The organism is Actinocatenispora rupis (assembly GCF_016861975.1).
Taxonomy (GTDB): Bacteria; Actinomycetota; Actinomycetes; order Mycobacteriales; family Micromonosporaceae; genus Actinocatenispora; species Actinocatenispora rupis.
The window spans coordinates 147872-160674 of sequence record NZ_BOMB01000024.1; the positions used below are offsets into that span (position 1 = coordinate 147872).

Genomic DNA, 12803 nt, shown 5'->3' on the forward strand with positions numbered 1-12803 from the left:
GGCACGGTGTCCGCGTGAACGCACCCGACACGCCGAACCCGCGCCCCGAGCCGCCCCGTCCGGCCGACGGCTCCGGCGGGCCCGCGGCGCCGATGTGGCCCGCACGGCAGAACGGTGGCGACCCGGCCATGCCGGTACTCGGCGCACCGCCACCGGCGATCACGCCGCCGGCCGACCCCGCGGCCGGCCAGGCGCCCGCACAGACCGCGGATCCGCGCCACGCCGCGCCACGACCGGGCGCGCCGCAGCAGGGGCCGACCGCGGCGCCGACCGCGGCCACCACCCGACTCAACACGGACCGGCTGCCGGCGGACACCGCCGTGGTCGAGGAGGCGCCGCGGCAGTGGGAGGCGGGCGCGACGATCCTGCTCGGCAGTTCCGGGCAGACCACCGCCAGGAGCCAGGCCGTCGCGGTACCGAAAACGCAGGGTGCGGCGGCAGCGGCGGCCGGACAGCCGCCGAGCGCCACCGACCAGGGCACGATCTATGGCGGCGGCAACGGCCCGCGCACCGATTCCAACGGCCGTACCCCGCGGCGGGTCCGGTCGTTGGCCGCGCTGCGGGTCGGCTCGCACATGGCGTCCAGCGCCGCGCTCGACGAGATTCGCGTCAGCGCGGCCGGCAGCGGCCTGCTACTCGGCCACGACCGCGACTCCAAGCCCGTTCAGGTACGCCTGTTCCGGCCGGAAGCGACGCGGGTGACGCTGCTCGGCGGGCTGTGGGCGTCCCGGCTGCTCGCGTTCCGGGCCCTCGGGCTCGGCGCCCGGGTCGTCGTCTTCACCAGCCGTCCCGATCAGTGGGACGGATTCGGGCAGTGGGCCACCGGTCGTTCCGACCGCGTCGCCGTACTCCCCGCGGAACGCCCGGTCGCCCTGTCCGCCACCCCGCGTACGCCGGCGCTGCTCATCTACGACGTGGGCCTGCTCGGCGCGGCGAACCGCCCCGTCCTCGGCCCGTGGCAGACCCAGCTCACCGTGCTCCACCAGCTCACCGCGTACGGGTTCCCTGCGGTGCAGGAGGCGAACCTGGTGATGATGCAGCGGCTGCACACGACGGAGGCGCTCTCCGTCGGCTCCGTACTGCGCCTCACCGACGAGGCCACGCGGCTGTTGACGGCGTTGCGGGACGACATGCTCGCGCTCGTCGGCGCCTCCGCCGACCGGTACGTGTGGACCAACCCCACCGCGATCGAGCAGCAGCGGTTCGGTGCCCCGCACCGCTGAGCGCCGCCGGTAGCCGGCCAGGTTGCGGCTCTGCTGCCGCGACCGGGCTCAGATCCGCTGTACGACACCGAAACGACGCGGGGCCGGGTTCCGATCGGAACCCGGCCCCGCGTCGTTGCTGACGGCAGCTCAGCCCTGCATCTGGGCCGCGATGGACTTGTCCAGGGCCGCCATGCGGTCGCCCGAGGCGCCGAGCGCCTTGCCGACCTCGCCCAGCGCCAGCTTGATCTCGCTGGCGCCCTGGTTCCACTTGTTCTGGGCCTCGTCGCAGGCCTGCTGCGCCGCGCCGGCCCAGTCGTTGCCGAACAGCCGCTTGAAGTCCTGGTACAGATCCTCGAGGGCGCCATCCATGGTGCCCTCGAAGGTGCCGATGGCCTCCGCTACCGAGTGGATGTCACCGAAGCTGTAGCTGATGTGCCCGCTGCCGTCGTCGTATCCGTAGCCCATGGCCGTGTCCCTTTCTGCTTTCCCGAGCCGATGCGTGTCAGGAGGTGGGGTGGAGGATCCCGTAGACCCCGCCCTGACCCTGGGATGCCGCCTGGGCCGCGCGGTTGATGTCGGCGGCGTCGTCCTCGTCGCGAGCGCCGTAGTGCGCGGCGCCGCGGTCGATCTTGCCGGCCAGTTCGTCGAGCGCGGACAGGATCCGCTTGAGGCCGTCGCTCAGGTTCACGCTCTGGGACTGGATGGCGGTGTGCGCCTTGCCGGCGCCCGGCATCCCCTCGATCTGCTGGACGAGCTGGGACATGCCCTGCGCGAGGCTGGCTCCGGTCTCCTCACAACGCCGCGCCATCCTCTGGAGCTGGGCTGGCGTGAGATGAACGTTGCCGACGCCTGGAGTTGCTGTCACGGTGGTCTCACCCCGATCTGTATGTCATCCCCCGGGCGGGGGCCTACTCACGCCGAGCGTTGATCACGCCCCGGCCGTTTCCCGAGAGTATCGGCAACCGTCAAGGGGTGACCAGACCACGCTCGCACTGGGCGGGTGTCGCTACCGAAGCTTCACCCGGTCGTACACGCCACGTGACGTGTCAGCGACCCGACGGCGTGGCCGGTGCCAGCGCCGCGGAGGGATCCAGCGTGGGCCCGGCGGGGATCGTGTGGACCAGCCCGGCCGGCATGGACACCGCGTACGAGGCGGAGTATCCGAGCATCCCCAGGGCATCCAGCGACGGCACCGGGAACCGCTGGCCGATGTCGGTCACCACGTCGAAGGTGCCGGCGCCGCCACCGTCGGCGGGCAGCGAACGGACGATCGCCACCCGGCCCGGCGGTACCAGGATCCGGTCCACCAGCGCGGTTCCCGCCCCGGAACGCGACGGGCTCTGCACCCCGGTGCTCATCGCCGCCACGCTGCTGCCGACCACGATCTGCTCGTCGCCGGACGCGTTGACGACCTCGGCGCACACCGACTGGTCCGCCTGCGCGTGCTGCAACGCCGGCACGGTCGCGGGCGGCCGGACGTTCTCGTCGGACGTGGTGACCAGGTGGCCGCTGTGCTTCATGGCGGTCGCGTCGGAGACCGACACGCGCTGCGGCTGGCTGGAGTACTGGGCCTGGACGATGTCCTTCTGCAGCGCGGTGATCGGCGCCACGCCGTCGGAGAAGACCAGGTAGTACTGGGTGCCGGAGCCGGTCTGCGCGGCCAGCAGGTCTCCGTTGGAGTGCCCACTCACCGCCGCCGACGCCGAGCCGTGCTGCGGGACGTCGATCGGGCCGATGTCGAGGCCCGCCGGTACGCCGTTGACCATCGCCGTACCGACCGCGGTCGCGTCAACCTGGGCGCCGAACAGCGCCGGCACGATCTTCTCCGGATCGTTGATGCGGTACCGGTGACTGTTCCAGATCAGGTAGATGAGATCGTCGCTGGTGTCACGGACGAGCAGACCCTTGCTGCCCAGGCGGGTGCCCCCCTTGGGGCCACGGCCGACCGTCAGCGCGGTACTGGTGGCGCGGGCCCCGGTCACGTCCTGCCCGGGCACCGAACACAACGTCCACGGCGCGCCGACGTGCGCGGTCCCCGGGGGCAGCGAGTTGGGCGCACCAGGGATCCCCGCCGGTACGCCGCGCGGCACGGCCTGCAACTCCTCGGCGTTGACCCGGTACGTCTTGCCGCCGCCACCGCTGGCGAGCAGCGCCGAGGCGTAGTTGAGCATCGGATGCAGGACGCGGCCCCGGTAGACGAAGGTCGCGCCGGTCTCCTTCTCCACCACGACCGAGCCGTCGGTCTTCCACTTGAGGCTGCCGATGCCGGTGAAGATGCCGTAGACCCCGAAGCCGGCGCCGACCAGGATCGCGATCATGACGCCGGCGAAGACCGCGCCGACCCCACGCCGCAGCGGGGCCTGGGCCGGGTCGGTCTCGCGCATGACCAGCGCGGAGATCACACGCTGGATCATGAACTGGTACGAGTGGAGCTGATCCTGCCTGGTAGCCATCAGCCGCCCACCCCGGCGAGGATCGCCTGCACGTAGCTGTAGAAGCCCGTGATCACGCAGACGGTCGGGATCAGGGAGATGATCGCGACGACGTCGAGGATGTCGGCGATCCGCCCCATGTACGGCGACGGTGGCCGGCGGCTGTAGATCATGCCTGCGGCCAGCACGAACCCGGCTCCGAGCACCAGGATGACGATCGCGACCATGCGGCCGATGTTGCCGCTGCCCGCCGCGTACGCCACGGTGAGCAGGGCGACACCGGCGAGTGCGCCCACGATGAGCGGGACCCGCTGGCGAGGCGTCGGGAACAGCCGGGAACGCAGCAGCAGGGCCACGATGGCCTCGACGGCGAGTACGACCGGCGCCGAGCCGCCATCGATGATCATCCGTACGGTGGCCGCGATCGACACGATGCTGACCCCGAGCAGTAGTCCGGTGAGAATCTCGTCGGACCGGGCGACCGCGTCGTAGACCGCGTTGCGCTCGGGCATCGGCTGGTCCTTGAGCAGGTCCTCCGGCTTCTGTGGCAGCTCGGGCATCGGCAGCTTGCCGAGCCGGATCGACAGCAGGGGATATCCCGGCAGCAGCGCGATGGCCACGGTCAGGGCGACGCCCGCCACGCCGGCCGGGCTCATCGAGGCGAGCCCGAGCAGGCCGGAGATGATGCCGAAGATGCCGACGAAGATGCCGGCGGTGAAGATACGGGCGAGCCCGGCTACGCCCACATAGCCGATCACCGCGGCGGTGAGCAGTGTCGCGGAGCCCAGCATCACGTGCGGCGCGCCCAGCCCCAGTAGCCCGGTGTGTGCCGGCGCCGCCACGAGCAGCCCGCCGAGCAACGCGTACGGCAGGCCGCAGCCGGCGACGACGGCGCCGGCCGAGGCGTCGGACATGGCCCGGGAGAGCGTGATGCCGGCGCCGAGCAGTACCACGGCGACGGCGATGCCGACCCCGCCGGGCAGTGCCCACGGCGGCGAGCTGAGCGCGAGAGTCGGCAGGCCGAGGAACAGCACGGTGCACAGCGCGGCGAGGGCGGCGCGCCGGGTGGCGACGTTGCCCCAGGACCGCCCGTACCGCCGGGCGCCGCTGGCGATCGCCTCGACGACGTCGTCGTACTCCAACTCCGGCCACTGCGTACGGTGTGAGCGCAGGTGCAGCACGTCACCGTCGCGTACGCCCTGGACGTTGAACGCGCGGCCCGGCTCCAGCGCGCCACCGGTCGCCCGGTAGAGCGCCCAGCCGCCGTGCCGCTGGCCGTCGTCCGCGGCGTTCTCGCCGGCGTGCCGCAGGATGTGGGGCAGCAGCTCGGCGAGCGGTACGTTTTCTGGCAGGGCCACGTCGATGCGCCGGTGCGGCGCGGCGACGGTGATCCGGACCAGCGCGTCGACTGGGGACGTCATGCAGCGCCGCCTTCGGTCGCGAGGAAGTCTGAGAGGAGCCGAACCCGCCCGCCAGGCGCGCCCGCGGGCCTCAACTTAGCAAGCACGCGCCTACGATAGTCAGCGCCCGTGACCCGGGCTGTGTGCCGCCGGGCGCCCGTGCCTAGGGTGACGAAGCATGCCGTTCTTCGCTGCGCGCGCAGGATGCGCGGAGCGTGAGTCCGACGATCCTGCGCGCGGTCATTCCACCGCGGAAGGCCGAGCGAGGAAGTAGAGGAAACGTGGGCACGACGATCATCAAGCGCCCGGCCCGCCGCCCCGCGCCCGAACTGCCGGCCGGCGAGGTGATTCTCGAACCGCCGCCGGAGGCACCGCAGCCCACCGGCAAGAACTGGACCAGGATGCTGATGATCCTGCCCATGTTCGCCGGTACGGCGGCCATGGGTCTGCTCATCGGTGCTGGCAGTGGCGGTCCGCTGCGCTACCTCGCCGGCGGCATGTACGGCGTGTCCGTGCTCGGCATGCTCGGCATGATGCTGGTCAGCCAGGGTGGCGGCAAGAGCAAGAAGGAAATGATCGAGGCCCGCCGGCAGTACATGCGGCAGCTGAGCCAGATCCGGGCGCAGGTGCGCCAGACGATCCGGCAGCAGCAGGAGGCCATGCACTACCGGCATCCGACGCCCGACACGCTGTGGTCGGCGATCGGGAGTACCAGGTTGTGGGAGCGGCGGGTCCGCGACTGGGACTTCGCCATCATCCGGATCGGCGTGGGGCCGCAGGAGATCGCGACCCCGCTCGTCCCCCCGCAGACCCGTCCGGTGGACGAGCTGGAGCCGCTGTGCGCCGCCGCGCTGCGCCGCTTCGTCACCACGTACTCGATCGTGCCGGACCTGCCGGTCGCCGTGGCGCTCAAGGGTTTCTCGCGCATCTACCTGCGCGGCGCCGAGCACGACGTGCGCGGTCTGGTCCGGGCGATGATCGCGCAGTACGTGACGTTCCACGCGCCGGACGACGCGCTGCTGGCCTGCTGCACCGGCGACGACCGCCGGCGCGAGTGGGAGTGGGTCAAGTGGCTGCCGCACGCGCTGCACCCGGAGAAGACCGACGCGGTCGGCCAGCTCCGCCTCGTGACGCCGTCGGTGACCGCGCTCGAAGCGATGCTCGGTGACGTGCTGTCGTCCCGGAGTCGCTTCGACCCCAACGGATCCCTGGTCGGTGGCCCGCACCTGTTCGCCATCATCGACGGCGGTGACGTGGCGGGCTCGGACCACCTGATGACCGAGGGTGGCATGGAGGGTGTCACCATCCTCAACCTGACCGACCCGCCGCCTCGCGTACTCGACCAGTCGACGCTGGTGCTGGACCTCGCGCCGGACGGCACCCTGTCCAGTACGACGATCGACGGGCACGACACGATCGGGCACGCGGACACCCTCGGGCTGCCCGAGTCGGAGGGCCTGGCGCGCCAGCTCTCCGCGCTGCGGCTGTCCGTGGCCTCGCGCAGCGACCAGCCGCTGAGCAACGAGCTGGGTCTCGCCGAGCTGTTGGAGCTGGGCGACCCGTACGAGCTGGATCTGGCCAACACGTGGGTGCCGCGGCCGACCCGCGACCGGCTGCGGGTCTCGATCGGTGTCGGACCGGACGGCCGGCCGGTGGATCTGGACCTGAAGGAGTCGGCGCAGGACGGCATGGGCCCGCACGGCCTGCTGGTCGGCGCGACCGGTTCCGGCAAGTCCGAGCTGCTCCGGACGCTGGTACTCGCGCTCGCGGTGACGCACAGCTCCGAGGTGCTCAACTTCGTACTGGTGGACTTCAAGGGTGGCGCCACGTTCACCACGCTGGACCGGCTTCCGCACACCAGCGCGGTCATCACCAACCTCGCCGACGAGCTCTCCCTGGTCGACCGGATGCTCGACGCGATCCAGGGTGAGCTGATCCGCCGGCAGGAGCTGCTGCGGAAGGCCGGAAACTACGCCTCGCAGCGGGACTACGAGCGGGCGCGGGCGGCCGGCGTGCCGCTGTCGCCGTTGCCGAGCCTGCTGATCATCTGTGACGAGTTCTCCGAGCTGCTGACCGCGAAGCCCGACTTCATCGACATGTTCGTGCAGATCGGCCGGGTCGGCCGGTCGCTGGGCGTACACCTGCTGCTGGCGTCCCAACGGCTGGAGGAGGGCCGGCTGCGCGGCCTGGAGACCCACCTGTCGTACCGGATCGGGTTGCGGACGTTCTCGGCGATGGAGAGCCGCGTCGTGCTCGGCACCCCCGACGCGTACGAGCTGCCCCGCTCACCCGGCCACGGCTACCTGAAGATGGGTACCGAGGGCATGGTGCGGTTCAAGGCCGCGTACGTGTCCGGCGTGTACCACAAGGGGATCCGGACCCGGCGCGACACCGAGGGCCGCCCCGTCGACCCCGTCCAGGCGTACTCGAGCTTCTACCACGCGCCGCAGGTTCGGGAGGATCCCGACGCGGCGGCCAAGGCCGTGAAGCCGGACGACGAGGAGGTCGGCGAGACCCTGCTCGACGTGATGGTGGCCCGGATGGAGGGCCAGGGCGTCCCGGCGCACCAGGTCTGGCTGCCGCCGCTGGACGAGCCGCCGACGCTGGACCAGATGCTCTCGCCGATCGTCAGCAGCCCGCAGCGCGGCCTCGGTACGAGCAACCCGGAGCTGCAGGGCGGGCTCGCCGGCGTCGTCGGTATCGTCGACAAGCCGTTTGAGCAGCGCCGTGACCTGCTGTGGCTGGATCTCGCCGGCGCCGGCGGAAACGTGGCGGTCACCGGCGGTCCGCAGAGCGGTAAGAGCACCGCGATCCGTACCCTGCTCGGCAGCGTGGCGCTCACCCACACCCCGCGCGAGGCCCAGTTCTACTGCCTCGACTTCGGTGGCGGCACGCTCGCCGCGTTGCGTTCGCTGCCGCACGTCGGCGGCGTGGCCAACCGCCGCGACCTGGACCAGGTCCGCCGCACCATCGCCGAGGTCCGCGGGCTGATGTCCGAGCGCGAACAGCTCTTCGCCGACAACAGCGTCGAGGGAATGGCCGCGTACCGCGAGGCCAAGCGGCAGGGCCGGTTCGGCAACGACCCGTTCGGCGACGTGTTCCTCGTGATCGACGGGTGGGCCACGCTCAACACCGAGTTCGAGTCGCTGATGCCGACGGTCACCGAGATCGTCAACCAGGGCCTCGGGTACGGCGTGCACGTCATCGTCACGTGCAACCGGTGGATGGAGCTGCGCCCCGCGGTACGGGACAGCTTCGGCACCAAGCTGGAGCTGCGGCTCGGCGACCCGAGCGACTCGGCCATCAACCGCCGGGCCGCGCTGAACGTGCCGGAGCAGACGCCCGGCCGCGGTCTGACACCGGACGCGATGCACTTCCTGGTCGGCCTGCCGCGCATCGACGGCCAGCAGGACGCGACGAACCTGTCCGACGGCGTGATGAAGTTCGTCCAACAGATGCGTAACGACTGGCAGGCTCCGCCCGCGCCGCAGGTGCGTCTGCTGCCCGACGAGCTGCCGTACTCGTCGCTGCCGGCGCCGGGTTCCGACGGCCGGCAGGGCGTGCCGATCGGTATCGCCGAGACCGACCTGCAGCCGGTCTACCTGGACATGACGGCCGACCCGCACTTCCTGCTGTTCGGCGACGTCGAGTCCGGCAAGAGCACGTTCCTGCGTACGGTCGCGCGCGGCATCACGCAGCGGTACACGCCGGACGAGGCGCGGATCATCATGGTCGACTACCGCCGCAGCCTGCTCGGCTCGGTGAGCGGCGACCACCTGATCGGCCTGGGCTCGTCCGCCGAGTCCACTTCGGACCTCATCCGGCAGGTCGTGGCCGCGATGCGGGACCGCCTGCCCGGCCCGAACATCACAGCCGAGGAGCTACGGAACCGGAGCTGGTGGCGCGGCCCCGAGCTGTACGTCCTGATCGACGACTACGACCTAGTGGCCACCGGCGGGACCAACCCGGTGGCGCCGCTGCTGGAGTTCCTGGCGCAGGGCCGGGACATCGGCCTGCACGTACTCGTGACCCGGCGGGCGGGTGGAGCGTCCCGGGCGATGTTCGATCCTGTGATCAGCCGGATACGTGACGTGGCCTCGCCCGGCATCGTGATGTCCGGGCCGCGGGACGAGGGGCCGCTGTTGGGCAACGTCCGGCCGCAGATCCTCCCGCCTGGCCGGGGCTGGTTCGTGACCCGCCGGCACGGTGCCCAGATGGTCCAGCTCGCATGGCTGCCACCGGACCAGTAGAAGATCGGGTTTTCGTTCTTGCCGCCTCCGACTACTCTCGATCACACAGAGGGCTGGCCGGAGGCGCGGCCTGACAGGCACCTGTCGAGACGCTTGGAGGGGTCGTGGGCGAGCCGAATCCTTACGGGACCGAGACCAGCCAGAACCTCATCGTCAAGCGCGATGAGGACGGCCGCATCCGGTCCGACGGGTTCGATGCGGGCGAGAAGGACGTCGATCTCCATCCCGACGGCGTCCACGACGTCATCTCGAACCTCGGGATCGTCAAGGACAACTTCACCAACGGCAAGAACCAGGTCCTTCCGCCCCTGCGTGACCTGCCCCGGCAGGGCCTCGGTACCAAGGGCTTCAAGGACGGCGTCGCCGCGATGAAGTTGATCATGTTCGACGAGGCCAACTTCAACCAGGCCGCGGCGTTCTTCGAGGCGTCCGTCGAGAACATCCGGATGATGCTGCAGACGATGAAGGACAGCGTCGGCGGCGAGGACGACTTCAGCGCCGTCACCCTCGACGCGGTCAACTTCGCGACCGTCCAGCCTGGTGCCGCCCGACCCGACGGTCTTCCGGCGGGCTTCAAGGTGAAGAGCTGGATGGACGCCTACGTCGAGCAGCTCAACAGCCCGGCGGCCAACGACGCGGAGAAGGCACCCGAGCTGTCCGAGTGGTCGGAGACCGGCAGCAGCACCAGCCCGGACGGCACTGTCAACCACTACTTCACCGACCAGATGGGCAACCACCGCACGGTGACCACGCAGCCCGACGGGACGATCGTCACCACGCTCATCGACAAGAACGGCCACGCCACGCAGACCAAGGAGAGCCGGCGCTTCACCAACCTCTACGACACGACGACGACCACGACCACCGTCACGGATCCCTTCAGCGACCACCCGAAGGAGACGGTGACCGGGAGCGAGTCGGTCACGCACACGCAGAACGCCGACGGCAGCCAGACGGTGACCACGACGGAGAACGACAAGGACGGCAAGCCCGTCTCCGCCAACGCGGTCACCACCAACTCGGACGGCAGCACCTCGACGACGCACAGCACGTGGAGCAGTGACGGCAAGAAGCACGACGGCGAGACCCTGCACGTGGGTGCCGACGCGCCGACGCCGGAGCGGCCCGAGTCCCCAGTACCCGGGGCGATCAAGTCGGTCAAGTAGGCGTGAGGGCGGCGGGGAGGCTTGCGCGATGAGTGACTACTGGGGCGCCTCTGCGGACCCGATCGGAGGAGGACCGCAGGGCGGCGGGTCGTACCTGGACAGTTCGCAGTACCTGTCCGACCTGGAGTTCACCGGCCCGGCCAGCACCGACGGCAGCGGCACGTCGATCGAGGCGCTCTACCTCCAGATCATGGGGGAGAAGCCGGCGCACGTGGCTGCGCTCGCCGACCAGTGGCAGAACGCGCAGGAGTTGCTCAGTCACTTCCATCGGGAGCTGTACGCGCAGTCCAACCAGCTCTACAACGAGGCGTGGAAGGCGGGCAAGGCCCGCGACGCCTTCATGAAGTACGGGCCCGGCAAGGTCCTCGCCAACCTCGACGCGTGGAACGAGGCCATCGGCAACAACGTGACCGCACTGCGGCACCTGGTCAACGTCATCAAGCAGCGCCAGGGCGAGATGAAGCAGCTCTGGACCGACTACAACAACGCGGTCAAGGACGCTGCCGGCTTCAAGTGGACCGACCCGCTGAAGGACTACGCCAGCGCGTTCACGTTGGGCTTCGGGCCGGACGAGAAGCAGGACCACATCGACGCCATCAACGAGAAGAAGAAGGAATACACGATCAAGGCCCAGCAGCTGGCCTACAACATGGGCAACGACTACTTCGACGCCATCAGCAAGATGAGCTCGGGGTACGGTCCGGCGTTCCTGCCGCCGGACACGGTGCTCAACCAGCCGAACCACCCGGCCTTCCCGACGATCGGGGCCGGTCCGGCTCCCGCGCCGGCTCCTGCTCCTGCCCCCGCACCCGCGCCGGCCCCCGCTCCTGCGCCGGCTCCGGCACCCGCGCCGGCCCCGGCCCCAGCTCCGAACCCGAAGCAGCCGCCGCCGCTCAGCAAGGAGTTCCGGCAGGCGCCCGCGCCGACTCCCGCTCCAGCGCCGCCGCCCACGGCGCCAGCGCCGGCACCGACGCCCTTCGCGAGGACCGCACCGACCGTGGCGCCACCGCCGACCGCACCGGGCGGCGGCCGTGGTGTGCTCGGCGGTCAGCGACCGAACCCGGCCGCGCCACCGAGCCCCACCTCGGCACGCAACGCATCGGTGAGCAATCCACCCGGCATGCGCAACGGCGTACTCGGCGGCAAGGGCCCCGGCAGCGCGCCGGACAGTCCCGGTCTTGGTGGTGGCAGCGGCGGCGTCGGCCGCACGCCACCGGTGTCGCCATCGTCGATGGGCCGCAACGCCAACGGCCTCCGATCCCGGCCGCCCGGCCTGGGCGGTGAGGGGCCCAACGCGAGCCGTACGCCGCCCGCCGGGGTGCTCGGCGGCAACAAGAACCGCCGCCCGGCCGCGGGCGAGCCGCCACGTGGCGCGCTGCCCGGTTCGGACCTGAGTGAGTCGCTGCCGCCGGGCGCGACTGCACCGGTGTTGAACAACCGCGGCCCGAGCATCGCGGGTACCGACGCCGAGCGCACGCCGGCAGGCCCACCGCGCAGTGCACGTAACGGGGCGACCCCGCCTGTCCTCAACAAGGGGAGCAACGTGCCGCCGGCCGGTGGGGCGCAGCCGCCCGCGGCGGGTCGCAAGCCCGAGCGTAAGGACAAGCGCTCCGGCCTGCCGCCGGTTCCTGGTACGGATTGGGCGGGTGCCCAGTCGGCTCTGGAGTCGTCCACGAACCCGGTGCTCGACGCGAACGAGTTGCCCATCGACCCGACCGCATCCCGGCTCGCCGAGTTGCCCGAGTCGCTGCGTGGCACGACTGGACGACCCACGGCCGGTTCGCCGGTCAGCGAGCGCAGCGGCCCGCCTCGCGTCTCGGCCGATGCCGCGGCGCGCAGGACTCGACGCAACGAGGACAAGTCCGAGCGGCGGGACGAAGCGGCGCGGGTGGTCACCGACGAGGAGGCGTTCAGCGTCGAGACGCCAGGCGGCTCCGTGCTCCGGGAGACCCAGTCGGAGGAGCCGGCGTACCGGTCGGAGCCGGCGCCGAAGCTCGGCGGCGGTCACTGATACGGCTGGGTCGTGGTCCGCCGCAACGCGACCGCGACCCAGCATCGTTTCCCTGCGGCGCACGGGTGTTCCGCCTGATGCGTCGCACCGGACAACTCCGAGTCGCAGCGCGGCCGTCCGGCGCTGGCGACCTGCCACGGGGCCATCCCGACCGCTGCACGTGTCGACAGCCGAGCTGACGACCTGGGCGATCCGAGTAGGCGTTCCGGACTGCGTGATATGAGCGGGCGCAACGCCGCTCCCCGAACTGGTCCGGTGGGAGGTCGCGCACGCTGCGCCGAGCGCCTTATCCAGCCGCGTCAGTCTCGGCGCCTCCGAGCCCGTGACACCGATGCCGGG

8 protein-coding genes are annotated in these 12803 nt (G+C 71.1%); 4 read left to right on the top strand and 4 right to left on the bottom strand.

What is annotated here, in order from left to right; genetic code table 11:
• The first annotated feature begins 14 nt into the window (after positions 1–14).
• Positions 15–1223 (top strand): hypothetical protein, encoded by a 1209-nt coding sequence (locus Aru02nite_RS21950; RefSeq protein WP_203660650.1) that lies wholly within the window; start codon positions 15–17, stop codon positions 1221–1223.
• 129 nt (positions 1224–1352) lie between these two features.
• On the opposite strand, the gene Aru02nite_RS21955 is transcribed toward Aru02nite_RS21950, so the two are convergent.
• The 4 genes from Aru02nite_RS21955 to eccD all read right to left on the bottom strand — a co-directional run bounded on the left by Aru02nite_RS21955 (position 1353) and on the right by eccD (position 5058).
• Positions 1353–1670, bottom strand: coding sequence for a WXG100 family type VII secretion target (locus Aru02nite_RS21955; protein WP_203660652.1), 318 nt, complete (start codon positions 1668–1670; stop codon positions 1353–1355).
• Between the two features lie 37 nt (positions 1671–1707).
• Positions 1708–2070, bottom strand: a complete 363-nt coding sequence (locus tag Aru02nite_RS21960) for a WXG100 family type VII secretion target (protein ID WP_275408685.1) — start codon at positions 2068–2070, stop codon at positions 1708–1710.
• Positions 2071–2251: 181 nt separating this feature from the next.
• Positions 2252–3658: a type VII secretion protein EccB gene (gene eccB, locus Aru02nite_RS21965; RefSeq protein ID WP_203660656.1), complete on the bottom strand. Its 1407-nt coding sequence runs from the start codon at positions 3656–3658 to the stop codon at positions 2252–2254.
• Entirely contained in the window at positions 3658–5058 is a 1401-nt protein-coding gene (gene eccD, locus Aru02nite_RS21970) for a type VII secretion integral membrane protein EccD (protein WP_203660658.1), read from the bottom strand. Before eccD ends, eccB begins: the two co-directional genes overlap by 1 nt.
• A 260-nt stretch (positions 5059–5318) precedes the next feature.
• Here eccD and eccCa point away from each other — a divergent pair, with 260 nt between their 5' ends.
• The 3 genes from eccCa to Aru02nite_RS21985 all read left to right on the top strand — a co-directional run bounded on the left by eccCa (position 5319) and on the right by Aru02nite_RS21985 (position 12464).
• Positions 5319–9287 (top strand): type VII secretion protein EccCa, encoded by a 3969-nt coding sequence (gene eccCa, locus Aru02nite_RS21975; RefSeq protein WP_203660659.1) that lies wholly within the window; start codon positions 5319–5321, stop codon positions 9285–9287.
• Between the two features lie 104 nt (positions 9288–9391).
• A complete protein-coding gene (locus Aru02nite_RS21980; protein WP_203660660.1) occupies positions 9392–10453 on the top strand; it encodes a hypothetical protein in 1062 nt (353 codons plus the stop codon).
• 28 nt (positions 10454–10481) lie between these two features.
• Positions 10482–12464: a hypothetical protein gene (locus tag Aru02nite_RS21985; protein WP_203660661.1), complete on the top strand. Its 1983-nt coding sequence runs from the start codon at positions 10482–10484 to the stop codon at positions 12462–12464.
• Positions 12465–12803: the final 339 nt, after the last annotated feature.